This is a genomic window from Citricoccus sp. CH26A, assembly GCF_000224415.1.
Taxonomy (GTDB): domain Bacteria; phylum Actinomycetota; class Actinomycetes; order Actinomycetales; family Micrococcaceae; genus Citricoccus.
This window is the reverse complement of record NZ_AFXQ01000017.1, coordinates 49,324-73,819: the sequence shown is the minus strand read 5'-3', so window position 1 is coordinate 73,819 and position 24,496 is coordinate 49,324. Positions and strand designations below refer to the sequence as shown.

Sequence of the window (24,496 nt, the reverse complement as noted above, 5' to 3'; positions counted from 1 at the left end):
AACACGCCCACCAGCACGTGGGAGACCCGCCAGGCGATGGTGGTCACGGGCGCGGGGCTCGGTTCCGGAAACGCGAAGTCGACCACCCAGTCCCCGCCACCGGCCTGCACGGCACCCGGATACCCCGGCGCCGGCGTGCCCACCGGCCTGAGACCCCAGGCTCCCGCCACCGGCTCCCAGTGGTACTCCCGGTCGGTCATCCCGGACAGTCTCGGCCGCAGGTGATTCTCCCAGTGCCAGCGGAGTTGGTGGGCGAGCTGCTCGAGCGGCAGGCCTGTGGATGACGAGCGCGGTACGGTCATCCCCCGATCCTGTCCCCACACCCCCAATTGTGGAAGAACCGGGCTCTCCTCCCCATGCTGTCCACAGCGTGTCCACACCGTCTCCGTGGCTGTTAATAACCGGTCTGACCTGCGTAAACACTCATCCCCAGGCTATCCACACCGGGAACGACACCCGTGTCATTCATCCACACTGTGGAAAACGCCTGTGGATAACCTTGAGGGCGAATCACACGGTTGTCATTCATTCCACAGCGGTGGATAACTCTGTGGATACCGACCGGTTCAGAGCAGTTGGAGCAGCGTCTCGGGGGTCAGCCGCAGCGCTCCCAGGACGGCCAGCACCACGAGGACCACCACCACGCCGGCGAGCACGAACCACTGCCGGACAGCCGGCCCCCGGCGGCCGTCGGGCACGTAGGCGAAGACCGCCGCACATGCGGCGCCCGCCAGGAGGCCGCCGATGTGACCCTGCCAGGAGATGTTCGCGCCCATGAACGAGATCGCCAGGTTCACGCCGATCAGCGCCACGATCGAGCTGACGTTGCCCCCCGTGCGGCGCAGGACGATGAACAGTGCGGCGAACAGCCCGTAGACGGCCCCTGAGGCCCCGACCACCGGCACGTTCGGGGCCGAGAGCCACAGCACGGCCACGGACCCCCCGAAGGCGGAGATCAGGTACAGGGCCAGGAACCGCGCCCACCCCAGCACGGGCTCCAGGACCCGGCCCATCATCCACAGCGTGAACAGGTTCAGCAGGATGTGCAGCGGGTTCCCCGGCGAGTGCAGGAACGCCGAGGTCAGCATCCGCCACGGTTCCATCGCGACCGCCGAGGTGAACATGCCCGCGTACCAGAACTGCTCGGTGACGCCCGTCCGCTGGCCGGAGGTGAGGAACTGCAGGAGGTAGACCACCGCGCAGATCCCGATCATGGTCCAGGTGACCCACGGCTGGTCCGGGGTCCGCCAACGGGGCCGGCGGGCGGTGGCCCACCGGTCCGGGGTCGGGCCCGAGCCGCCGGGCCGAGGTCCCCGGGCTCCGGGGGCGTGCGGTGCGACGCCCGGCCCCTCCGCCCCCAGGCCCCGGGGGCCCGTCGTGTGGACCGGCCCCCGCCCGGCCACGCAGTCGGCGCAGTGGATCCCGACGGCGGCCGGTCGCTGGCACTCCGGACAGGCCGGCCGACTGCACCGCCGACAGCGGATAAAGGACGGGCGGTCCGGATGACGTGGGCACACAGGCAGTTGCCGGTGTGCCACGCCCTCCGGACCGCCCGGGGTCTGGTGGGACACTGTGGAGGCCTCAGGCTTCCTTGATCTCGATGGACTCGATGACCACGTCCTGGACCGGCTTGTCACCGGGGCCGGTCTGCACGGCGTTGAGCTGGTCGACCACCTTGCGGGAGGCCTCGTCCTTCACCTCGCCGAAGATGGTGTGCTTGCCCTGCAGCCACGTGGTGGGCACGGAGGTGATGAAGAACTGCGAGCCGTTGGTGCCCCGGCCGCCCTGGATGCCGGCGTTGGCCATGGCCAGCTTGTACGGGGTGGTGAAGTCCAGGTCCGGGTTGATCTCGTCGTCGAACTGGTAGCCGGGCCCGCCGATGCCACGGCCCAGCGGGTCGCCGCCCTGGATCATGAAGTCCTTGATGATGCGGTGGAAGACGGTGCCGTTGTACAGCGGAGTGCCCACCTGCTTCTCACCGGTCTGGGGATGGGTCCACTCCTGCTCGCCGGTGGCCAGGCCGACGAAATTCCGCACGGTCTTGGGCGCGTGGTTGCCGTAGAGCTCGACGACGATGTCGCCCGCGTTGGTCTTGATGGTGGCGATCTGGGTCGCAATAGCAGTCATGGTCGCCATTGTTCCACCTGCGGGCGGTCCGGGTCCGGTACCGCGCGGGCATGGCGGGCAGACTTCGCGCAGGGCCAAACGCGATGGCACCGGCCTCGCCGTGCCGCGGCGGCGCCGACCCCGTAGGCTGTACCCAGGCCCGGCGCACCGGTTTGCTGCCGGCACAGCAGAGTGCATCCGCGCACGTCATGGAGGTTCAGATGAGCAAGAAGACGACTGCCCCGACCCTAGAGGACCGGATCAACTCCGGAGTGGACCAGGCCGCGCACTGGGCTGCGCCGAAGATGGAGGCTGCGCTGGCCTGGGCCGAGAAGGGCCTCGGTGAGGGCAAGGTCCGCGGCAAGGCCGCGTCCCGGCAGGCCACCGGCCGCGCCCACGACGCCCTCGAGCTGCTGACTCCGCAGGTGAAGGCGGGGCTGCACCAGGCCAACACGGCCCTGGCCGGTGCGGTCGGTCTCGTCACCCCGGCCGTGGACACGGCCCGGCACAAGGTGCAGGACGAGTACGTCCCGGCCGCGTCCGGACGCCTGGCCGACGTCGCGGGCCACGCCTCGAAGGCGGCCCACCACGCCAAGGTCTCCCCGGCCGTGGAGAGCGCCCTGGTCAACCTGACCGGGGACAAGAAGGCCGTCAGGAAGCTGCGCAAGGCCGCTGAGGAGTACGCCAAGAGCGCCGAGAAGCGGTTCAAGAAGCAGGCGAAGAAGCACGGCAAGTCAGGCCACAAGGGCTGGCTGGTGGCCGGCATCGTCGTCGCCGCGGGTGCCGCCGCCGTGGCCGTGTGGCAGCTGACCAAGCCGGTCGATGACCCGTGGAAGACCCCGGCACCGGCCCCGCTGCAGAACCAGGGCGCCACCGGGGCGGACCCGGACCTGACCACCCGGGCTCCGTCCGCACCGGCCGCCGCCACCACGGCGACGACCGCCACCGCGGCGGGCCAGGGCGACGCCACCGCTCCGGCCCCGGCCGTGGCCGCCGGCAACGCCGTGGTGGACACCGCCGAGGAGAAGGTGGACGGCGTCCCCGCGCCGAAGTCCGCCGAGTGATCCACCGGTGGGCGCCGTCGGCTGACAGCGCCCACCGGAGGAACGGACGGGAAAGGGCCCGGGAATCCAGGACGGATTCCCGGGCCCTTTCGCCTCCCGGACCGCGGGAGGCCCGGAACCAGGTGTCAGGCCCGGAACCAGGGGAGCCCTGGACACACGAGGGGCCCGGATCCATGGTCCATGGATCCGGGCCCCTGATCGATCTGCGAGCAGATCACACGGTGGAGGCAAGGGGACTCGAACCCCTAACCCCCTGCTTGCAAAGCAGGTGCGCTACCAATTGCGCCATGCCCCCGTGGGGTGTTCAGTTGTGGCTGCCGGACTGGGTCTGACGGCCGGCCACCGGGGTGTCCAGCGAGTCGGTGGCGGAACTCCAGACTTCCTTGCCCCGCTCGTTCTCACGCCAGGCACGGACCCCGAGGACGGCTGCCACGCCGGCCGCGACGGCGACGAGACGGGCTACCGGCTTCATGATGCCGCCTTCCCCGGCGTGACGCCGGTCGGGAACTGCGAGGGTGGGCGTACCAAGACTTGAACTTGGGACCTCTTCGTTATCAGCGAAGCGCTCTAACCGCCTGAGCTATACGCCCTCGTGCCCGGGAAAGACTGTCCCCGGAACGAGAATCCACGATACCCCAGCATCGCCGCCGGTCAAAATCGGCGTCGGATGTCGCGGGGGCGTGGCACCCGGTGACGACTCAGTCGTCGGTGAGGGTCACGCCGATGCCGCCGACCAGGGTGGACGAGATGTTGTACAACACGGCACCGAGCATGCTCAACGCCGTCAGCAGCACCACGTTGACCACGGCGATGATGGTCGCGAAGGAGGCGACCTGGCCCAGGGAGACCAGCTGCTGGACGGTGAAGTTGCCGCCCTCGGAACCCAGGACCTGGGCCAGCAGGTCGTTGACCTGGTCGAAGATGCCCGTGAGGTCCATGACGGTCCACAGCACCACGGCGCCGACCACGGTGACGATGCCCAGGGCCACGGAGAGCAGGAACGCCATCTTCAGCACCGACCAGGGGTCGATCTTGGAGACGAGCAGACGGGCCTTCCGGACCTTGGCCTTGGGCGCCGGCCGCACCAGGCCCGGCTGTGCCGGCCGCTGGGCGGGCCGCTGGGCCGGGCGGCCCTGCGCCGGTGACGCCGGGCGCGCGTTCTGCGGACGCTGGGCCGGCTTCTGGGCCGGCTTCTGGGCCGGCTGGGCGGGGGTCCGCTGTTGCGTCCCCCGGCCGGTGCCCTGCGCCGGCTTGCTGCCGGTCGGGCGCTGGCCCGCTGCCCGTGGCGTTCCGGATGTGCTCACTACTGTCCTCCGTCAGTCTCCGCGTCCGGGCTCGATTCACCCGCTGCGGATTCGGTGGCTGTCATGGTCGCGTCGACGTCCTGCTCGGTGGCTGGGGGCGCCGTCTCAGAGTCCAAGGGTACTTCACCCTCGGACCCGTCCACCGGGGCCTCACCGTCCTCCACACCACTGAGGTACTTCTCGTTGTTGAGGGTCACGGCGATGATCCGGTCGTTCTTGTCCGGCTTGGCGAAGATGACGCCCATGGTGTCCCGCCCCTTGGCGGGCACCCCGGCCACGGCGGAGCGGACGACCTTGCCGGATTCCATCACCACCAGCACCTCGTCCTGTTCCTCGACCACGAGGGCACCGGTGAGGACGCCGCGGTCCTCCACGATCTTTCCGACCTTGATGCCCAGTCCGCCACGGTTCTGCACCCGGTACTCGTCCACGGCGGTGCGCTTGGCGTAGCCCCCCTCCGTCACGGTGAACACGAAGGAGTCCTCCCGGACCACGTCGGCCGTGAGCAGCTCGTCGCCCTGGCGGAACTTCATGCCGGTGACGCCGGAGGTCGCCCGGCCCATGGGCCGCAGGGCCTCGTTCGTGGCGTTGAACCGGAGGGACTGGCCATTGCGGGAGATGAGGATCAGGTCATCTTCCTCCGAGACCAGCTTCGCGGAGACGACCTCGTCGCCGTCGCGCAGCCTGATAGCGATCACGCCGGCGGCACGGTTGGTGTCGTAGTCCGCCAGCAGCGTCTTCTTCACCAGGCCGTCCCGCGTGGACAGCACCAGGTACGGCGCCCGTCCGTAGTCGGTCAGGGGCATCACCTGGGCGATGCGTTCCTCGGGCTGGAATGCCATCAGGTTGGCCACGTGCTGGCCCTTGGCATCCCGGCCGGCCTCGAGCAGCTCGTAGGTCTTGATCCGGTACACGCGGCCGAGGTTGGTGAAGAACAGGATCCAGTGGTGCGTGGACACGGTGAAGAAGTGCTCCACCACGTCGTCCTCACGCAGCGAGGCGCCGCGCACCCCCTTGCCACCGCGGTTCTGCGCACGGTAGTTGTCCATCTTGGTGCGCTTGATGTACCCACCCCGGGTGATGGTCACGACCATCTCCTCCTCGGGGATCAGGTCCTCGATCGACATGTCGCCGTCGTAGCCGTAGAGGATCTCGGTGCGGCGGTCGTCCCCGAACTTCTCCCCGATCTCGGCGAGCTCGGTGGAGACCACCTCGCGCTGGCGGGCCGGGGAGGCCAGGATCTCGTTGTACTCGGCGATCCGGGCCTGCAGCTCGTCGTAGTCGTCCTGGAGCTTCTGCCGTTCCAGGGCGGCCAGGGAGCGCAGCTGCATGTCCAGGATGGCCTTGGCCTGGAGGTCGTCGACCTCCAGCAGGGCCTTCAGGGCCTCGCGGGCGACGTCGGCACTCGCCGAGCGCCGGATGGTCGCGATCACCTCGTCCAGCATGTCCAGGGCCTTGAGCAGGCCCAGCAGGATGTGTGCGCGCTCCTCGGCCTTGCGCTTGCGGAACCGGGTGCGCCGGACGATGACCTCGATCTGGTGCATCACCCAGTGGTGCACGAAGCCGTCCAGGGACAGCGTGCGCGGCACCCCGTCCACGAGGGCGAGCATGTTGGCGGAGAAGTTCTCCTGCAACTGGGTGTGCTTGTAGAGGTTGTTCAGCACCACCTTGGCCACGGCGTCCCGCTTGAGCACGATGACCAGTCGCTGGCCGGTGCGCCCGGAAGTCTCGTCGCGCATGTCGGCGATCCCGGTCAGCTTGCCGTCGCGGACCATCTCGGCGATCTTCGCGGCGAGGTTGTCCGGGTTGGCCATGTACGGCAGCTCGGTGACGACCAGGCAGGTGCGTCCCTGGATCTCCTCGACGTTGACGACGGCCCGCATGGCGATGGAGCCCCGGCCGGTGCGGTACGCCTCCTCGATGCCCTTGCGGCCGAGGATCTGGGCCCCGGACGGGAAGTCCGGGCCCTTGATGCGCTCCATCAGCGCGGCCAGCAGTTCCTCCCGGGAGGCCTCGGGGTTCTCCAGGTACCACTGGACGCCGTCGATGACCTCGCGCATGTTGTGCGGCGGGATGTTGGTGGCCATGCCCACGGCGATGCCGGAGGAGCCGTTGACCAGCAGGTTCGGGAACCGGGCCGGCATGACCGTGGGCTCCTGTTGCTTGCCGTCGTAGTTGTCCTGGAAGTCGACGGTGTCTTCCTGGATGTCCCGGACCATCTCCAGGGCCAGCGGCGCCATCTTGGTCTCGGTGTACCGCTGGGCGGCGGCGCCGTCGTTGCCGGGAGAACCGAAGTTGCCCTGGCCCAGGGCCAGTGGGTAGCGCATCACCCAGTCCTGGATGAGGCGGACGAGGGCGTCGTAGATCGCCGAGTCACCGTGCGGGTGATAGTTGCCCATCACCTCGCCGACCACGCGGGCCGACTTGTTGAACGAGCGGTCCGGACGGTAGCCGCCGTCGTACATGCCGTAGAGCACGCGGCGGTGCACCGGCTTGAGGCCGTCCCGCACGTCCGGCAGGGCACGGCCGACGATGACGGCCATCGCGTAGTCGAGGTAGGACCGCTTCATCTCGGTCTGCAGGTCGACCTGCTCGACCTTGTCGATGCCGTCCAGGTTCGGGGCGATCACCGGGACGTCCCCGCCCACCGGTGCGTCGGCGTCGGGAGTGGTGTTCTCGGGGTTCTCGGGGTTCTGCTCGTCAGTCACGCGCGGTGTCCTCGGGTCTCGTCAGTGGGGGCCGGGGCGGTCCGGGGCCGGGCTGGGCGGCTCACCGGACACGCCCGCGGGTGCCGGGTCAGGGGTCGGTCAGGACTCAGATGTCCAGGAAGCGGACGTCCTTGGCGTTCTGCTGGATGAAGGACCGGCGGGACTCCACGTCCTCGCCCATCAGCATGGAGAAGATCTCGTCCGCCGCGGCGGCATCGTCCATCGTGACCTGCAGCAGGGTCCGGTGCTCCGGGTCCATGGTGGTGTCCCACAGCTCCTGGTAGTCCATCTCGCCCAGGCCCTTGTAGCGCTGGATGCCGTTGTCCTTGGGGTACCGCCAGCCCCGGGCCAGTCCGGCGGCGACCGCCTGGTCGCGCTCCTCGTCCGAGAAGACGTAGTCGTGCGGGGCATTGGACCACTTGATCCGGTACAGCGGCGGCTGGGCCAGGAACACGAATCCGTTCTCGATCAGCGGGCGCATGTAGCGGAACAGCACCGTCAGCAGCAGCGTGGTGATGTGCTGGCCGTCCACGTCCGCATCGGCCATGAGCACGATCTTGTGGTACCGCAGCTTGGTGATGTCGAATTCCTCACCGATCCCGGTGCCGAACGCGGTGATCATGGACTGGATCTCGGCGTTGGACAGCGCGCGGTCCAGACGGGCCCGTTCCACGTTGAGGATCTTGCCGCGCAACGGCAGGATGGCCTGGGTGGTGGGGTTGCGGCCCTGTTTCGCCGAGCCGCCGGCCGAGTCGCCCTCCACGATGTAGACCTCGCACTCGACCGGGTTCTTGGACGAGCAGTCGGCCAGCTTGCCCGGCATGCCGAAGGACTCCAGCGGCGACTTGCGCCGGGCGTTGTCCCGCGCCTTGCGGGCGGCCATCCGCGCCTGCGAGGCCAGTTGGGCCTTGCGGATGATGTCCCGGGCCGGGCCGGGGTTGCGCTCGAGCCAGTCCCCGAGCTGGTCGGAGACGATCTTCTGGATGAAGCCCTTGGCCTCGGAGTTGCCCAGCTTCGTCTTGGTCTGTCCCTCGAACTGGGGTTCGGAGAGCTTGATGGACAGCACCGCGGTCAGGCCCTCGCGGACGTCGTCCCCGGAGAGGTTGTCGTCCTTGGCCTTGAGCAGTTCCTTGTCCCGGGCGTACCGGTTCACCAGGGAGGTCAGGGCGGCGCGGAAGCCCTCCTCGTGGGTGCCGCCCTCGTGGGTGTTGATGGTGTTCGCGTAGGTGTGCACCGACTCGGAGTAGGCGGTGGTCCACTGCATGGCCACCTCCGCGGCCATCTTGCGCTCGGTGTCCTCGGTCTCGAAGGCGATGATGTCCTCGTGCACCATCTCGACCTTCTTGTTGGCGTTGAGGTGCCCGACGTAGTCCAGCAGGCCGTGGTCGTACTTGTAGTCGACGGTCCGCTTCCGCGGCGTCTCCAGGTCGTGGCCGATCGTGGCCGCCGCCTGCGCCGGCTCCGCGTCCGCGGTGGTGTCCGGGGCGCCGTCGCCGTCCGTGTCCCCGGCGATCTCGTCCTGCTGGACCTCGTTGGTCTCGATCAGGCGCTCGTCCGTCAGCGTGATGCGCAGGCCCTTGTTGAGGAAGGCCATCTGCTGGAACCGGGCGCGCAGCGTCTCGAAGTCGAAGACCACGGACTCGAAGATCTCCGGGTCCGGGTAGAACACCTGGGTGGTTCCGGTGGTGTCGGTCTCCTCACCCTTGACCAGCTCGCCCTGGGGCACGCCACCGTTCGCGAAGCTCATCCGCCAGACGTGGCCCTGGCGCCGGATCTCGGTGTCCACGCGCGCGGACAGCGCGTTCACCACCGAGATGCCCACGCCGTGCAGGCCGCCGGAGACGGCGTAACCGCCACCGCCGAACTTGCCGCCGGCGTGCAGGATGGTCATGACCACCTCGACGGTGGGCTTGCCCTCGGTGGGGTGCAGGTCCACCGGGATACCGCGCCCGTTGTCCTGGACCCGGACGCCGCCGTCGGCCTGCAGGGTGACGTGGATGGTGTCGCAGTACCCGGCCAGGGCCTCGTCCACTGAGTTGTCCACGACCTCGTAGACCAGGTGGTGCAGGCCCCGGGGGCCGGTCGAACCGATGTACATGCCGGGGCGCTTGCGGACGGCCTCGAGTCCCTCGAGGACCGTGATGTCCCCGGCGCCGTACTCGTGCTCCACCTTCCGGGTGGCCTGCGTGATCTCCGAGGACATGGCCTGCGGGTCCGAAGCGGTGGCGTCCGGCGCCTGGGCCTGCGCGTCCGGTCCGGTCGCGGCGGGATCCTGCGGGGTGCCGCTCTGGTCAGTGCCGTTGTTCTCTTCGGCCACGGGCGTCTACGGCTCCTCGGTTCGGGGACTGATCTGGACGTCTCCGCATGCTGGCCCGGGCTGGGCCCGGGTCCGGGTGGACCGGAATCGACAGGACGTCCTTCACATCCTACTGCAGAAGGCCCCTCACCGGGGCCATCTGTGGGTGCGCCGAAGGCAGAACATGCCGCCAGACGGGCGGAACCGGCCTTCCGGTCCACCCGCAATCCCGTCTCCCGGTCCCGGCCCGCCTTCCGGGTGATGAGAGCCTCAGATCGCCGTCCACGGGTTCTACCCGTAGGTGTCCCTCGGACCCCGCCCCCGCACCACCCGGGGACCCTTGCGCCAGGACGGTGCGGCCGGGCCGGAGACCTTGAGACTGGTCACGATCCCCGGGCCCAGCGCCTGCTCGAAACGCTGCAACAGGGCCGGGGTGAGGAGCTTGAGCTGGGTGGCCCAGGCCGTGGAGTCGCAACGGACGGCCACAACCTCGTTCTCGAAGCTCTCCGGACGGCAGTGCAGCGCGATGTCCGCCCCCACGAGTTCGTCCCAGCGGGACAGCACGGACCCGACGGCGACGGGCGAAGTCCATCCCCGGTCCGTCACCAGCCGGCCGAACACGTCCCCGAGCATGCGCGGATCCCGGGCGTCCGGTGACGGGGCCCGGCGTCGGCCCCCCTGGCCTGCGCGGTCCGGGCCGCCGGCTCCCTGTGCGGCAGCGGCCCCCGCCCTGCCGGCGCCGGGGGTACGACGGCGGATCTCACCCCGGGCGGCAGCGGCCTGGCGCACCCGGTTGAGGGCGACCAGGGCGGCGTCGGGTTCCTCGACCGGTGGTGCGGGAGGATCCTCGCCGGATGCCCCGGGTGCCGGCCCCGCCCCCGCTCCGCGGGCGGGCCCATCGGATCGCTCACGGCGTCCCCTCCGCATCCAGCATGCTGCCGTCCTCGCCCAGGCTCACGCCGATCCGCGGCCCGGCCAGTTCACCGGGGATGTCCCCGGCCACGGCCGCCGTCACGATCAGTTGCCCGGCATCGGCGGTCAGGGCGGCCAGCCGGGCCCGTCGTCCCTCGTCGAGCTCGGCGAAGACGTCGTCCAGGATGAGCACGGGCCGGGCGTCGGGGTCCGGGTCATCCGCGATCAGCACCCGGTAGCTGGCCAGCTTCAGGCCCAGGGCCATCGACCAGGTCTCGCCGTGGGAGGCGAAGCCCTTGGCCGGAGCCGGCCCCAGGGTCAGGGCGAGGTCGTCCCGGTGGGGGCCGACGAGGGTGACCCCGCGATCCCGCTCCCGCTTCCGGTGGGACTCGAGTTCGGTCAGCAGCGCCTCGTAGAGCTCCTGCTCACCGGGAACGGTCCCGTGCTGGCCACCGGCCAGCGGGACCGTCGACTCGTAGGTGAACCCCGCCGCCTTCCGCCCCTGCGCGAGGGCCGCGTAGGACTCGGTCAGTGGCACGGCGAGCATCTGCAGGACATGGAGCCGGCCATTGAGCACCCGGGCGCCGGCGCGGGAGAGGTGCTCGTCCCAGACGGCCAGGGTGTGGTCGTGCTCCTCCGACCAGGTCCGGGAGGCCTTGGCGTTCTTCAGCAGCGCGTTGCGCTGGCGCAGGACACGGTCGTAGTCACTGCGGGCGTCTCCGAGGGCAGGACGGAGCTGGACCACCAGGTCGTCGAGGAACCGCCGGCGCACCGTGGGATCGCCGTTGACCAGGGACAGGTCCTCCGGGGCGAAGAGGACGGAGCGCAGCAGTCCCAGTGCCTCCCGCGCCCGCTGCGGTGCCCCGCGGTTGATGGCCGCCCGGTTCGACCTGCCCGGATTGATCTCGATCTCGACGGCGACCGCCCGGTCACCTCGGTGGACCCGGCCGCGGATGATGGCCTGGGTGGCACCGAAGCGCACCAGGGGGGCGTCGTGGGAGACCCGGTGCGATTCCTGGGTGGCCAGGTAGCCGATGGCCTCGACGACGTTGGTCTTGCCCACTCCGTTCGACCCGACGAGGACGTTGGGACCGGGCGCCAGGTCGAGCTCGGCCCGGTGGTATGACCGGTAGTCGGTGAGGGAGAGGTGGGACAGATGCACGAAGCTTGCGGCCTGCTTGTCGTCAGTGGGTCAGGCGAACCGGCATGACGAGGTACCGGTAGTCGTCCTGTTCCGGTGCATCCGGCTCCTGCTGGGCCGTCATCAGGGCCGGCTTCGGAGCGGTGGTGAAGGAGAACCGCACGTAGGGGGCGTCGATGACGTTCAGTCCCTCGCCCAGGTAGGAGGGGTTGAAGGCGACGGTGATCTCATCGCCCTCGAGGGCCGCATCCAGTGACTCGTTGGCCGAGGCGTCGTTGCCGGTACCGGCGTCCAGGGCGACCTGGCCGTCGGTGAACACCATCCGCACGGCGGTGTTCCGCTCGGCGACGAGCTTCACGCGGTTCACGGCCTCGACCAGCGGGCCGGTCGCCACCACGGCGTGGATCGGGCTCGATTCCGGGAACAGGGCACGGATCTTGGGGTACTCGCCGTCCACCAGCACGCTCGTGGTGCGGCGGCCGCCGGAGGAGAAGCCGACCAGGTCCGAGGTGGAGGTCTCCTTCGGCAGGCGGAGCTCCAGGTCCCCGCCGCCGGCCAGGGACTTGGCGACCTCAGTCAGTGTCCGGGACTTCACCAGCAGTGAGGTGGAGATCGAGGGGTCAGCCGGGGACCAGGTGAGTTCCTTGAGCGCCAGGCGGTAACGGTCCGTGGCCAGGAACGTGATCCGGTCTCCCTCGATCTCCAGCTTCACGGCGGTGAGGATGGGCAGGGTGTCGTCCTTCGAGGCGGCGACGGTGACCTGCGCGACGGCGTGGGCGAAGGCAGTGCCGTCCACCGTGCCAGCCGACTCGGGCAGCTCGGGGAGGGCGGGATACTCCTCGACGGGCATGGTGGCCAGGTCGAACCGCGAGTTCCTGCACGTCACGATGACCTTGGAGCCCTCGGTCTCGACGGTGACGGGTGCGGCCGGCAGCGATCGGACGATGTCATTGAGCAGGCGCCCGGAGACGAGGATCTTGCCGGGGGTCTCGATGTCCGCCTCGATCTCCAGCTGCGCCGAGGTCTCGTAGTCGAAGCTGGCGATGGAGACGAGACCGTCCTCGGCGGTGATGAGCAGTCCTGACAGGACCGGCACCGGGGGGCGGGGCGACAGGGATCGGGCGGTCCAGGACACGGCGTCCGTCAGGATGTCCCGCTCAACGGTGAACTTCACAGAAGTATCCGCCTTTCTCGCAGACGGCAGGTCTTGTCGTTCGGCTCCACCGGGACGTCCACCCGCCTGGAGCCCCTCGTACACACCGATGACCGGGTGCCGTGTCAGCTTACCGTGACTCGCCGATGCCGCGAATGACACAAAAATCGCCGCTGATGTGATTCAGGGACAGCGGCGGCGTGGACGAGGGTGGGGTCCGGTCGGTGCGGAGGCGCAGCGTTAATGTTCTTGGGATTTTTCTATTAACAGGGATTAGTAGTGTTAATAAGTGCTGTGGAAACTGTGGATAACCCACCTGGATGGCCCGGGGCCGCGGATGGGCCTGTGGATGCCCCGGTGGATCCTCTTCGGCCGTCCTGTGAGTCCATTGTGCACAACTTCGGCGCCGAAATCCGTGAATTCACAGGGGACCACCCGGTTATCCAGAACCCGACCCCGGTCCTCCACTTAAGCATCCACAGGTTTATCCACAGCTGTGGGTTGGTCTACGAAATACCGGGCCTGAGCCTGTGGAAAGGTGTGGATAACTGTGGACAACGACGGTGTAAAGCCGCCATCGGCCCCGATCGTCCTGTGGAACGACCTTGTAGTTAAGGGTGAAGGTCGCTCACTTGACCGCGGTCAGCGACGGCCGATGGCGGTCAAGCTCGATCAGCGTGAGCGCTGCTGCTGCTTGATCCGGTTCGTCAGTTCGGTGACCTGGTTGTAGATGGTGCGCCGTTCCGCCATGAGTTCGCGGATCTTCCGATCCGCGTGGATGACGGTGGTGTGGTCACGACCGCCCAGCTCCTGGCCGATCTTGGGCAGGGACATCTCGGTGAGCTCGCGCAGCAGGTACATCGCGATCTGCCGGGCCGTGACCAGGGTCCGGGTCCTGGACTTCGAGACCAGCTCGTCCATCGTCAGGTTGAAGTAGGCCGCCGTCTCGTTGATGATCGTGGGCGCCGTGATCTCGTGGGCATCCTCGTCCGTGATCAGGTCCCTGAGCACCTGCTCGGCCAGCTGGATGCCCACGGGCTGCTTGTTGAGCGAGGCGAAGGCGGTGACGCGGATCAGCGCCCCCTCCAGCTCACGGATGTTCGTGGAGATGTTGGACGCGATGTACTCGAGGACCTCGGGCGGAGCGGTCAGTCCCTCGGCCTCGGCCTTCTTGCGCAGGATGGCGATGCGCGTCTCGAGGTCCGGCGGCTGGATGTCCGTGATTAGCCCCCACTCGAAGCGGGAGCGCAGCCGGTCCTCGAAGCCGGAGAGCTGCTTGGGCGGCAGGTCGGAGGTGATCACGACCTGCTTGTTGTTGTTGTAGAGCGTGTTGAAGGTGTGGAAGAACTCCTCGACGGTGGCTTCCTTGTCCGCCAGGAACTGGATGTCGTCGATGAGCAGGATGTCCACGTTGCGGTACACCTGCTTGAAGCTGGCGCCCTCGTCGTGGCGGATGGAGTTGATGAAGTCGTTGGTGAACTCCTCGGAGTTCACGTAGCGCACCCGCAGCCCCGGGTACAGGTGCCGCGCGTAGTGCCCGATGGCATGGAGCAGGTGCGTCTTGCCCAGGCCGGACTCACCGTAGATGAACAGCGGGTTGTACGCCTTGGCCGGGGCCTCGGCGACGGCGTTGGCCGCGGCGTGCGCGAACCGGTTCGAGGAACCGATCACGAAGGTCTCGAAGTGGTACCGCGGATTCAGCCGGCTCGTCTCGTCGGAGGTGGACGGCGGCGCCGGGGCGGGTGCCGGCGGCATCGACCGCACCGGTGAACCCGCCGAGCGGGCCAGGGGGATCTCCTGGACCGGTGCGGCCTGGGCCGGCCTCGGGGGCTCGGACTCCAGGGGGGCGGTGAGCGTGGAATCGATCGAGTACGCGCAGAGGATCTCGGTGCGGAACACGTCCTGCAGCGCGGCCGCGAGGGAGTCCTTCAGCTGCGTCTGCAACACCTCGCGGGTGAGTTCGTTGGGGACGGCCAGCAGCAGGGTATTGCCGATCAGCCCCTGTGCCTGGGCCAGTCCGATGTGCCCGCGCTGCCGGGGAGAGACCCTGTCGTCCTCCTCCAGGGTACGGACCACCTTGCGCCACGAGCTGCTGACAGCCTCATCTGCGACCATGGGGTGTGGGGGTCCTTCCTGACGGGGTAGGCCTCGAGTCTACCGGTAATCCACAGGGTTATTCACAGGGGGTGGATAACCCTGTGGATGACCGTGGCTCCCCTCCCGGGATGACGCGGCAGGGGATGTGGACTCGCTGCAACGGGCCCGGGAGTGTCGATGGCCGGTGGCGCGTGCTGCTCCGCGAGGGCCCGGGGACATCGAGGGGAGAGCCGAGGGGCACCGGAGGGGACGGCGCAGGAAGGGTGCGTGGGCCCCGGTGGGCCCGAGGGCAATTTGACCTTGGCTCGTGGGCCTCCGTAAACTTGGTTGGTCCCCGTGGGGCTGATTGCGCATGCGCAGAACCGTCCAGGTGTTCCTGGTCCGGTCGCGGAGCGCCGACAGCCGGCGGACACCGGTCCGGGCCCAGCCCATACGGTCCGGAGTCCCGTACGGGGAAGTCCTAGTCAGAGCGTCTACCGGTTCTTCCCCCAGGTACAACGGGTCCGGGCGCATACACACGTTGTGGAGAATTCAAAGTGAGCAAGCGGACTTTTCAGCCGAATAACCGCCGCCGTGCCAAGAAGCACGGTTTCCGCGCCCGGATGCGCACCCGCGCCGGCCGCGCCATCCTGGCGACCCGCCGTTCCAAGGGCCGCACCGAACTGTCCGCCTGACCCAGCCTGAGGCTGGCCAGTAGAGCGGACACGACGGCGTGCTGCCCCGCGACAGACGGGTACGCACCCCCGCGGACTTCTCCCAGACACTGCGTTCCGGCGCCCGGGCAGGGCGTCGGAACGTTGTCGTGTCCGCCTACCCCCTGGATCCCGACGCCGGCCCCCTCAGGGCCGGTTTCGTCGTCTCCAAGGCGGTCGGGAACGCGGTGACCCGCAACCGGGTCAAGCGCCGGCTCCGGGCCGCGGTCGCGGAACAGTTCAACGGCCCCCTCAGGGGGCACCCGGGCGCGACGATCGTGGTGCGCGCCCTGCCGCCGTCGGGCGAGGCGGACTGGGACAGCCTGAAGAAGGACCTGGACTCCGCCCTGTCCTCCGCACTGCGCAAGGCCGAGGGCCGACGCCGGACCGCGGTGACAGCACCGTGACCGACCAGTCCCCCTTCACGACCCTGCCGGGATCCACCGTCTGGGGACCGCTGCGCGCCCTGCCGTCGATGCTGCTCGGCTGGCTGCTGATGGCCTACCGTGCGGTGATCTCGCCGACCTACGGCCAGGTGTGCCGCTACTTCCCGTCCTGCTCGGCCTATGCGCTGGAGGCGGTGCACGTCCACGGAGCGACGCGCGGTGCGTGGCTCTCGGCCCGCCGGCTGGCCCGGTGCCACCCGTGGTCCAGCGGCGGGGTCGACGCCGTCCCGCCCGGTCGCAGGATTTGGCCACCGGGACGCAGACCCAAGATCATTGACCTGAACCATCCCGTCATTCCGCCGGATCCGCCGGAGGAGCAGTAGGAGACCATGGACTTCTTCGCAATCATTCTCTGGCCCTTCAAGTGGGTGATGTCCTGGATCCTCGGTGCTTTCCACACCGTCCTGGACTGGCTCGGCATGGACCCCAACAGCGGTCTCACCTGGACGCTGTCGATCATCCTGCTGGTGATCCTCGTCCGCACCCTGTTGATCCCGCTGTTCGTCAAGCAGATCAAGTCGCAGCGTGCCATGCAGGCGATGCAGCCCGAGATCCAGAAGCTGCAGGCCAAGTACAAGGGCAAGACCGATCAGCTGTCCCGTCAGGCCATGGCGATGGAGCAGCAGGCCCTGTTCAAGGAGCATGGCACCAGTCCGTTCGCGGCCTGCCTGCCGATGCTCGTGCAGATGCCGTTCTTCTTCGCGCTGTTCCAGATCCTCTCCGGGGCCGGAGCGGCTGCCGAACGGGGTGAGGGCGAGGCCGCCCTGAGCGCGGACCAGATCCGGTCCTTCGGCGATGCCATCTTCCTCGGCGCGCCCATGCAGTCCACGTTCCTGGGCTCGATGGGCGAGAACCTGAACGTGGCCGTCATCATCGTCTCGCTCGTCATGATCATCCTCATGACGGCCTCGCAGTTCTACATGCAGAAGATGCTGATGAGCAAGAACATGTCCGAGGCGGCGATGACCGGGCCGTTCGCCCAGTCGCAGAAGTTCATGCTCTACATCCTCCCGCTGGTGTTCGGCATCGGTGGCATCAACTTCCCCATCGGCGTGCTCATCTACTGGACGGCCACCAACTTCTGGGCCGTGGGGCAGCAGCTGTGGATCATCCGCAACAACCCGACCCCCGGTTCGCTGGCCGAGCGCGAGCTCAATGAGCGACGCGCGGCCAAGGGACTGCCGCCCGTGGGCAAGGCCGCCCAGGAGGCTGCGGCGAAGGCCGAGGCGGAGGCTGCCCGGGTGCAGCAGGCCGGCCAGCGCCAGCAGCCCAAGCGGCAGACCAAGAAGAGGAGAAAGTGATGACCGACGTGTCAGCATCGCCCCACGGGGACGTCCCGGAGACCACGGACTCCGTGGAGGTCGCCAATGAGTCGGTCGAGCGCGCCGTGGTCGACACCGTCGGCCAGCCTGCGGACACCACGGTCGACGAGGCCGCGGCTGACTCCGTCGAGGACTCCGAGGGCTCCGGTGCGGACGACCCGGACGGGTCGGAGGCCTCCGCATCCAGGACGGCGAAACGCCTCGAGGAGGAGGGTGACATCGCCGCCGACTACGTCGAGGAACTCCTGGACATCTCCGACATCGACGGGGACATCGACATCGAGGTCCGCAACGGCCGCACCTACCTGTCCGTGATCGCCGAGGACGGGGATGACCGCCTCCGCGACCTCGTGGGCCGGGACGGGAAGGGCCTGGAGGCCCTGCAGGAGCTCGTCCGTCTTGCCGTGCTCTCCGCGACCGGCAACCGCTCCCGTCTGGTCCTGGACATCGCCGGTTACCGGGCCCGCCGGGCCACCGAGCTCGAGGCCGAGGCACAGGACGCCGTGGAGCAGGTCCGCCAGACCGGTGAACCGGTCCACCTCAAGCCCATGGGTGCCTACGAGCGCAAGGTCGTCCACGACGTCATCGCCGACGCAGGCATGGTGAGCGAGTCCGAGGGCGAAGGACCCCGCCGGCACGTGGTGGTCTCCGCCGGTGACTGATCCGATCGAGGAAGGCGTCCAGGAGCCGCCGGCGCTGTCCGGTGACCTGCTGGAGGCGGCCGAGGAGCTCTTCGGAGATCGTCTCGACCTGGCCCGGCGCTACGTGGAGCACCTGGCGTCGACCGGGATCGAGTGGGGCCTGCTGGGCCCGCGTGAGGTCCCCCGCCTGTGGGAACGGCACGTGCTGAACTGTGCCGTCGTCGGTGACCTGCTGCCGGAGGGTGCGCTGGTGGCCGATGTCGGCTCCGGTGCCGGCCTGCCCGGTCTCGCCCTGGCCCTGGCCCGTCCGGACTGCCAGTTCATCCTGATCGAACCGTTGGAGCGTCGGGTCGCCTGGCTGGACATGGTGGTGGATGACCTCGGCCTCGAGAACGTTGACGTTGTCCGGGCCCGCTCCGAACAGGTGGTGGGCAACGTCGTCGTGGACGTGGTCACGGCTCGTGCCGTCTCCGCCCTGAAGACCCTCGTGCCGATGACCGTGCCACTGCTCCAGGGCAGCGGGGAACTGTTGGCGATCAAGGGGCGCAGCGCCGCCGACGAGGTCCGGACGGCCGCCAAGGTGCTGAAGAAGCACAAGTGTTCCGCCCCGGTGATCGAGACCGTGGGTGGGGACCTGCTCGCCGAACCGACCACGGTCGTACGGGTCGCCGTCGGGCGGGGCCGCTGAGCAGTAGGCTGGATACGCCGATCGATCCGTTCGATGATCGAGGTCGCTGTCTTATCAACCTCGGGAGGTTGTTTTCTTGACCGATGAGTCAGGTGTTGCACGTGGAACTGAGCCGTCCGTGGTGTCCGACGGGGGTCCTGAGGGCTTGACCCCGTTGACTCCGGAGGCCGCCCAGGAGAGCCGCCGCCGGGCCAAGCTGCGTTCCCGGAAGCTCCCCAGGCCGCGTGAGACGCGCATCATCACGGTGTCGAACCAGAAGGGCGGGGTCGGGAAGACCACGACCAGCGTGAACCTGGCCGCCGCGATGGCCCGCGCCGGGATGCAGGTGCTGGTGGTGGACATCGATCCACAAGGAAATGCCTCCACCGCCCTGGCCATTCCGCACACCTCCGATGTTGACAGTGTTTACGACGTACTGATCGACGAGCTGCCCCTGGCGGACGTCGTTCAGCCGTGCCCCGATGTCGACGGCCTGATCGTGGCGCCCGCGACGATCGACCTTGCCGGAGCCGAGATCGAACTGGTCTCTCTCGTGGCCCGGGAACAGCGCCTGTCCCGCGCGCTGAAGTCGTACTTCGCGCACCGTGAGAGGGAGGGGCTGCCGCGCCTGGACTTCGTCTTCATCGACTGCCCCCCGAGCCTGGGGCTACTCACGGTCAACGCGTTCGTGGCGGCCGGTGAGGTCCTCATCCCGATCCAGACGGAGTACTACGCCCTGGAGGGCCTGTCCCAACTCCTCAAGAACATCGAGATGATCCAGAAGCACCTCAATGGCGCGCTGCGGGTCTCCACGATCCTGCTGACCATGTACGACGGTCGGACGAACCTGGCCACGCAGGTGGCCTCGGAAGTCCGTGAGCACTTCCCCAATGAGGTGCTCAGTGCAGTGATCCCGCGCAATGTCCGGATCTCAGAGGCGCCGAGTTACCAGCAGTCGGTCCTCACCTACGATCCCCAGTCGACGGGAGCCCTCTCCTACCGGGAGGCTGCGGTGGAGATCGCCGAACGAGGTCACGCGTCCGGGTACTGACTGACCGGCTGGAGGCAGTGCTCTCGTCTAGTCAGCGGTTCGTCGTCCTGGGCTTCACGTCGTGAAGCACGAGGTGCGCCGGCGTCCCTGATGGGCTGTTTGGTTGTCAAGTGTTTGAGGTTGTCTACTAAACAGACTTCTCGGGAGTTACCCCGCGTCACTTAACGCTGGGTAGTCTCACGTGAAGCCCTACGATAGGGCCGTCCCCCACCGTGATGAGTCATGCATTCCTGCTCTCTGACGGTCAGCATGATCTCTGATCGACCTGGGGTATTTCCCTCGCTTTGGTTACACGTGAAACGCACTCGGTGGTGCAGGCCAGCGTTCGGCACACCGGGCCCCGAGGCGGCTGTCGCGGGTACCGGGTCGGCTCTTTCATGGCATCGGTGGCACCAGAGCCGCGGTAGGGACAGCACCGCCCAAGGGTGGCGGGCCAGGGAGCGGCGGCGTTGGCGGCTGCGCACTTAGCTCCCTGCGCTCCGAGCTCCCGTCTCCGGGAGGAAAGAGCACCGTTTCACGTGAAACCGCCCTCGAACTGCATGGGCCGATCGGGTCGTCAGTACCTGGCTCGTCCACTTCTTCCCCTGCGCGTGGACACGTCGCGGAGCGATGACCTCGCGCGAAGCCTCGGGATGATGGAGTACCAGGGGGTGGCCTCGGTCCACTATCCCTCACGGTGATGTCGAGGAGGCCCGGACCCTCGATCAGGGTCTGGAGTGCAGACCCACTGGGGTCTCAGGCAGGTGGACGTTGTATATGAAGCGGTTGTCCGCGCCGAGGACGGGGGCGTTTCTTCTCGAGTCCACAAAGACCCTCGACGGGTGATCGCACTGGCTGGCGCGCGGATGGTTCTGGTTACGGCGTCACCCGTTGCGAGCAGCCACGGGGGCATCACCGGAGAAGGGTCTTCCAGTAAGCGATGAGCACGGTCGTTTCACGTGAAACACCCCCCAGCCAGCTGGCCACACCCTCGCGGGGACGGCGACGGGATCAGGGGCGGGTGTTTCACGTGGAACCAGACCGGCGCCTCGCGCGCGAGAACGGCGTCTCGTCCACAAGCGGAACCCCGTTCGCGGCGGAGACCGACTGCCCACATTCAATCCTGGGCGTCCCCGGGAGGGAAACGTGGCATGTTTGGAGGCGGTGTCGCCGTGCCTTTATCGACGCATTCAGACATCCTCTCTGTCTACCGGCGAACTGACCAGCCCACGTGGTGATAGCCGGCGGAGGGGCGCATGACCTCCGGGCCGGCCTACGGTGTTTCACGTGGAACGGTGCCCCAGGTTCCAGTCATCGCGTCAGAACTCGCGGCGTGGAGGTATGGCGTTCGCCACGTGGACGTTTCCGGGTAGCCGTCGAAGGATCGGCAGCAGTACCCTCGGGGCCCTAGGCCGCGGGGGTGAATCGGGAAATCCCTGTCATCTCATTAGCCTCCCGCGGGGAGCGCCCACCGTCCGCGTTGGGAACGACCCATGGACGTGGCATGAGTGGGCCAGTGGGCGGAGCCTGGTGGTGCTGTTGGCGGGACCGGTCAACTCGTGTCTCCTGTTCCACGTGAAACGCTATTCGAGTCGCCCTCGCACAGCGCGACACAGCAGCACAGTGAACTCTCGCGAGCGGGACAACCGATAACGCCGTTCTGACCCTACGGAACGCCTCTCGGGACACGTTTCACGTGGAACACCCCTCATACTTCTCATGGGAGGTGGATGCGCCTTTCGGTTCACGGGTGGTGCCGTGCAAGAGGTGTCGTCCCTCAAAGGCCCGTAGACGCCCTCCCCGACCCGCGCGGAGGGCCGAGATCTGCGGTTTCACGTGAAACAACCTAGAATGGAGGGTGACGTTGTCGCGATCTGAGGAGGATGCGTGAAGAAGAACCGGCGTGGACTAGGTCGGGGACTAGGAGCGCTCATTCAGAGCACTGTCCCCGACGAGGATCTCAGGGAGTCCGACGACTCGTCCGCGTCCCCTGCGCCCGAGGAGACGCCGACGTCCCCGTCCGGCGGAAGTCTTCAATCACCCGTGGTCGATGCCGAGAACACTCCCGCGGGCACGGATTCCGATGCGGTGGAGTCAGCGTCGGACCAAAAGCACGATGACGAGCTGAACATCGCAACCGAACCGCAGCCCGCACACCCACCACAGGATGGGGTGGGCGAGGGACGGCAGGCTTCTGAGGACGGCGTCGCTCAGCGGTACCTGAGCACGCCGGAGCCTGCCCCTGCCCAACAAGCGCATGCTCGCGAGGCGCGGCGACCCGTCGACGTCTTCTTCCCGGATCGCAGGACCGAGTCACATGCTGGGACGGGAGAGCGGAACCAGGGCGCTCGGCCCGCCACGTCCTCGAACGGACGCCGGCGCCCGACCATGCCGTCACTGGAGCCGCGGACCGTGCGGTCGCCCAAGAACGCCGAGCAGCCCCCTGTCGGGCCCGCCACAGATCAATCGGAAACGGTTGACCAAGCTCCGGATGCGACCGACTCGCGCGAGTCACCCGAGATCGTCACTCGCCTCGCTGCGGAGACTCAGTTCTCCGGGACCGCTGGGACCGCGGAACTGCGTTCCATCGCCGTGGCGGACATCCACCCCAATCCCCGTCAGCCCCGAGAGGTCTTCGACGAGGACGACATGGACGAGCTGGTGGCGTCCATCCGTGAGGTCGGGGTACTCCAACCGATCGTGGTCCGCCCCGTTGAGGGATCAAGTCCCTACGAACTGGTCATGGGTGAGCGGCGCTGGCGTGCGAGTCAGCGGGCCGGCCTGGAGCACATTCCCGCGATCGTCCGGCATACTGCTGATACCGCCCTGCTCCGCGACGCCCTTCTCGAGAACCTGCACCGCAGCCAGCTGAACCCCCTGGAGGAGGCCGCTGCCTATGAGCAACTCCTGGAGGACTTCGAGTGCACGCAGGATGAGCTGTCGAATCGTATCGGGCGCTCTCGTCCACAGATCTCCAACACCCTGAGGCTTCTCAAGCTGCCGCCCTTGGTGCAGCGCCGGGTCGCGTCCGGTGTCCTGTCCGCTGGGCATGCCCGGGCGCTGCTGGGGCTGGCCGATCCGGGTGAGATGGAGAAGCTGGCACAGAAGATCGTGTCCGAGGGACTGTCCGTTCGCGCCACCGAGGAATTGGTGTCACTGCACGAGGGTGTCAGGCAGGCCACGTCGAAGCCCCGCAGGCCCCGGACGGAACGGCACGAGCGGCTGGACTACCTGGCCAATTCCCTGACGGACCAGTTGGACACCACGGTCAAGATCACCCTGGGTGCCCGCAAGGGGAAGATCGCCATCGACTTCGCCTCCGTGGAAGACCTCAATCGCATCATGGACCTGATCAATCCGTCAGGGGCTAAAGCATCGAAGGTCTAATCGTGTGTTAGAACATGAGTATTGGGCTGATGGGCATCCTCAACAACCAATAAGGCCCCGTTCCCTGGGGGAACGGGGCCTTATTGTGAACGAGGTTCAGTCGTGACTCGTCACTTGAGGTATTCGGCGAACTCGGCCTCCAGGACCTGCTTCGGCTTCGCGCCGATGGAGGTGGCGACCTTCTCGCCTCCCTTGAAGACCATCACGGCGGGGATGCTGGTGATCCCGTAGGTGGAGGCTGCCTGCGGGTTGTCGTCCACGTTCAGCTTGGCCACGGTGATCTTGTCTGCGTTCTCGACGGCCAGCTCCTCCAGCACGGGAGTGAGCATGCGGCAGGGGCCGCACCACTCGGCCCAGAAGTCGACCAGTACGGGCTTGTCCGAGTTCAGGACCTTCTCCTGGAAGTCCTGGTCGGTGACGTCAATGGTGCTCATGGTTCCTCCTGGTTTCGGTGTTCGATGGTGTGGACCGGAGGTCCACCCGAGTGTGTGGTGCCGACACGCTACCGCGCAGCGGCGGCCAGGTCCTTGACGTCCGCGAGGTAGTGTTCGACGTCCTGGGCGGCCACGCAGCCACTGCCTGCCGCCGTGATGGCCTGACGATAGGTGGGGTCGGTGACGTCGCCGGCGGCGAAGACTCCGGGGACGGAGGTGCGGGAGCTGGGGTACTCGACCTTGATGGTCCCCTTGTCCGTCAGCTCGACCTGGTCCCGGACCAGATCGACCCGCGGGTCAGAACCGATGGCGACGAACAGGCCGGTGACGTCCAGGGTCGACTCGGCACCGGTCTTGAGGTTGCGCAGGCTGAGGCTCTTGAGCTTGTCCTCGCCGTCCAGTCCGGTGACCTCGGTGTCCCACACGAAGTTGATCTTCTCATGGGCCAGCGCGCGGTCTGCCATGGTCTTGGAGGCCCGCAGCTCATCCCGGCGATGGATGACGGTGACGGTCGAGGCGAACTTCGTCAGGAAGAGTGCCTCCTCCATGGCGGAGTCCCCACCGCCGACGACGGCGATGTTCTGGTCGCGGAAGAAGAAGCCGTCGCAGGTGGCGCACCAGCTGACACCGTGTCCGGAGAAGCGCTTCTCGCCGTCCACTCCGAGCTCGCGGTAGGCGGATCCGGTCGCCAGGATGACCGCGTGGCTGCGGAACTCGGTGCCGTTGCCCAGGGTCACCACCTTGGGCTCGGCCGTGAGGTCAACGTTGACGACGTCCTCGTAGAGGACCTCCGCTCCGAACCGGGTCGCCTGCTTCTCCAGGTGCGACATCAGCTCGGGGCCCATGATCCCCTCGGGGAAGCCCGGGAAGTTCTCCACGTCGGTGGTGTTCATCAACTCGCCACCAGCGGTCACGGAGCCGGCCACCACGAGGGGGTTCAGGTTGGCGCGTGCGGCGTAGATCGCGGCGGTGTATCCCGCCGGTCCCGATCCGATGATGACGACGTCACGCACGACGTCGGTGGACTCAGCAGCCTCGGTCACAGTACTTCCTTCACGGTGAGGGGGTTCTCTAGGGTGGAACACCACCATAGGGG

Annotated in this window: 21 protein-coding genes, 2 tRNA genes and 1 pseudogene; 9 read left to right on the top strand and 15 right to left on the bottom strand. The window is 67.8% G+C overall.

All coding sequences use genetic code 11. The features are described 5' to 3' along the window. From CITRI_RS0111235 to CITRI_RS0111225, 3 genes and pseudogenes are all read right to left on the bottom strand, one after another. Positions 1 to 302: pseudogene (locus CITRI_RS0111235) on the bottom strand (DinB family protein); the annotation flags it as partial. A 264-nt stretch (positions 303 to 566) separates the two neighbouring features. Further along, on the bottom strand, positions 567 to 1,214 hold the full coding sequence (locus tag CITRI_RS17475; RefSeq protein WP_010144902.1) for a rhomboid family intramembrane serine protease: 648 nt from the start codon (positions 1,212 to 1,214) through the stop codon (positions 567 to 569). A gap of 367 nt (positions 1,215 to 1,581) precedes the next feature. Continuing rightward, positions 1,582 to 2,127, bottom strand: a complete 546-nt coding sequence (locus tag CITRI_RS0111225) for a peptidylprolyl isomerase (RefSeq protein ID WP_029139257.1) — start codon at positions 2,125 to 2,127, stop codon at positions 1,582 to 1,584. Positions 2,128 to 2,327: 200 nt separating this feature from the next. Between CITRI_RS0111225 and CITRI_RS19665 the strand changes: the two genes are divergently transcribed. Then, positions 2,328 to 3,170, top strand: coding sequence for a hypothetical protein (locus tag CITRI_RS19665; protein WP_010144900.1), 843 nt, complete (start codon positions 2,328 to 2,330; stop codon positions 3,168 to 3,170). Between the two features lie 222 nt (positions 3,171 to 3,392). On the opposite strand, the gene CITRI_RS0111215 is transcribed toward CITRI_RS19665, so the two are convergent. The 10 genes from CITRI_RS0111215 to dnaA form a co-directional block, all read right to left on the bottom strand. Continuing rightward, positions 3,393 to 3,465, bottom strand: a tRNA-Ala gene (locus CITRI_RS0111215). Between the two features lie 9 nt (positions 3,466 to 3,474). Continuing rightward, a complete protein-coding gene (locus CITRI_RS19810; RefSeq protein WP_192807903.1) occupies positions 3,475 to 3,642 on the bottom strand; it encodes a hypothetical protein in 168 nt (55 codons plus the stop codon). Between the two features lie 44 nt (positions 3,643 to 3,686). Beyond that, positions 3,687 to 3,760 (bottom strand) — tRNA-Ile (locus tag CITRI_RS0111205). A 108-nt stretch (positions 3,761 to 3,868) separates the two neighbouring features. After that, entirely contained in the window at positions 3,869 to 4,474 is a 606-nt protein-coding gene (locus tag CITRI_RS0111200; RefSeq protein ID WP_010144899.1) for a DUF3566 domain-containing protein, read from the bottom strand. Continuing rightward, on the bottom strand, positions 4,474 to 7,182 hold the full coding sequence (gene gyrA, locus CITRI_RS0111195) for a DNA gyrase subunit A (protein ID WP_010144898.1): 2,709 nt from the start codon (positions 7,180 to 7,182) through the stop codon (positions 4,474 to 4,476). Before gyrA ends, CITRI_RS0111200 begins: the two co-directional genes overlap by 1 nt. Before the next feature lie 106 nt (positions 7,183 to 7,288). Continuing rightward, positions 7,289 to 9,385 carry a DNA topoisomerase (ATP-hydrolyzing) subunit B gene (gene gyrB / locus CITRI_RS0111190; RefSeq protein WP_050813671.1) on the bottom strand — a complete coding sequence of 699 codons (2,097 nt, stop codon included), beginning with the start codon at positions 9,383 to 9,385 and terminating at the stop codon, positions 7,289 to 7,291. Between the two features lie 384 nt (positions 9,386 to 9,769). Then, a complete protein-coding gene (locus CITRI_RS17470) occupies positions 9,770 to 10,405 on the bottom strand; it encodes a DciA family protein (RefSeq protein WP_083843425.1) in 636 nt (211 codons plus the stop codon). Then, positions 10,386 to 11,552, bottom strand: a complete 1,167-nt coding sequence (gene recF / locus CITRI_RS0111180) for a DNA replication/repair protein RecF (RefSeq protein ID WP_010144895.1) — start codon at positions 11,550 to 11,552, stop codon at positions 10,386 to 10,388. Before recF ends, CITRI_RS17470 begins: the two co-directional genes overlap by 20 nt. Positions 11,553 to 11,574: 22 nt before the next feature. After that, positions 11,575 to 12,705 (bottom strand): DNA polymerase III subunit beta, encoded by a 1,131-nt coding sequence (gene dnaN, locus CITRI_RS0111175; RefSeq protein WP_010144894.1) that lies wholly within the window; start codon positions 12,703 to 12,705, stop codon positions 11,575 to 11,577. Positions 12,706 to 13,356: 651 nt separating this feature from the next. Continuing rightward, a complete protein-coding gene (dnaA, locus tag CITRI_RS0111170) occupies positions 13,357 to 14,799 on the bottom strand; it encodes a chromosomal replication initiator protein DnaA (RefSeq protein ID WP_010144892.1) in 1,443 nt (480 codons plus the stop codon). 518 nt (positions 14,800 to 15,317) lie between these two features. Between dnaA and rpmH the strand changes: the two genes are divergently transcribed. The 8 genes from rpmH (at position 15,318) to CITRI_RS17465 (ending at position 22,966) form a co-directional block, all read left to right on the top strand. Further along, complete coding sequence (rpmH, locus tag CITRI_RS0111165) at positions 15,318 to 15,455, top strand: 50S ribosomal protein L34 (protein WP_029139256.1); 138 nt, start codon at positions 15,318 to 15,320, stop codon at positions 15,453 to 15,455. A gap of 38 nt (positions 15,456 to 15,493) precedes the next feature. Then, positions 15,494 to 15,880 carry a ribonuclease P protein component gene (rnpA, locus tag CITRI_RS0111160; protein ID WP_029139255.1) on the top strand — a complete coding sequence of 129 codons (387 nt, stop codon included), beginning with the start codon at positions 15,494 to 15,496 and terminating at the stop codon, positions 15,878 to 15,880. Next, positions 15,877 to 16,242 carry a membrane protein insertion efficiency factor YidD gene (yidD, locus tag CITRI_RS0111155; RefSeq protein ID WP_010144890.1) on the top strand — a complete coding sequence of 122 codons (366 nt, stop codon included), beginning with the start codon at positions 15,877 to 15,879 and terminating at the stop codon, positions 16,240 to 16,242. Before rnpA ends, yidD begins: the two co-directional genes overlap by 4 nt. 6 nt (positions 16,243 to 16,248) lie before the next feature. Beyond that, complete coding sequence (yidC, locus tag CITRI_RS0111150) at positions 16,249 to 17,220, top strand: membrane protein insertase YidC (RefSeq protein WP_010144889.1); 972 nt, start codon at positions 16,249 to 16,251, stop codon at positions 17,218 to 17,220. Continuing rightward, complete coding sequence (locus CITRI_RS0111145) at positions 17,220 to 17,903, top strand: R3H domain-containing nucleic acid-binding protein (protein WP_010144888.1); 684 nt, start codon at positions 17,220 to 17,222, stop codon at positions 17,901 to 17,903. Before yidC ends, CITRI_RS0111145 begins: the two co-directional genes overlap by 1 nt. Next, complete coding sequence (rsmG, locus tag CITRI_RS0111140; protein ID WP_010144887.1) at positions 17,896 to 18,570, top strand: 16S rRNA (guanine(527)-N(7))-methyltransferase RsmG; 675 nt, start codon at positions 17,896 to 17,898, stop codon at positions 18,568 to 18,570. The genes CITRI_RS0111145 and rsmG overlap by 8 nt, the downstream gene beginning before the upstream one ends. 145 nt (positions 18,571 to 18,715) lie before the next feature. Beyond that, a complete protein-coding gene (locus tag CITRI_RS0111135) occupies positions 18,716 to 19,600 on the top strand; it encodes a ParA family protein (protein WP_050813669.1) in 885 nt (294 codons plus the stop codon). Positions 19,601 to 21,799: 2,199 nt separating this feature from the next. Continuing rightward, a complete protein-coding gene (locus tag CITRI_RS17465) occupies positions 21,800 to 22,966 on the top strand; it encodes a ParB/RepB/Spo0J family partition protein (RefSeq protein ID WP_369732197.1) in 1,167 nt (388 codons plus the stop codon). A 110-nt stretch (positions 22,967 to 23,076) separates the two neighbouring features. Here CITRI_RS17465 and trxA read toward each other — a convergent pair whose 3' ends face one another. Both trxA and trxB read right to left on the bottom strand, forming a co-directional pair. After that, positions 23,077 to 23,400 (bottom strand): thioredoxin, encoded by a 324-nt coding sequence (gene trxA, locus CITRI_RS0111120; protein WP_010144882.1) that lies wholly within the window; start codon positions 23,398 to 23,400, stop codon positions 23,077 to 23,079. A 68-nt stretch (positions 23,401 to 23,468) separates the two neighbouring features. Beyond that, a complete protein-coding gene (gene trxB, locus CITRI_RS0111115) occupies positions 23,469 to 24,443 on the bottom strand; it encodes a thioredoxin-disulfide reductase (RefSeq protein WP_010144881.1) in 975 nt (324 codons plus the stop codon). Positions 24,444 to 24,496 lie beyond the last annotated feature (53 nt).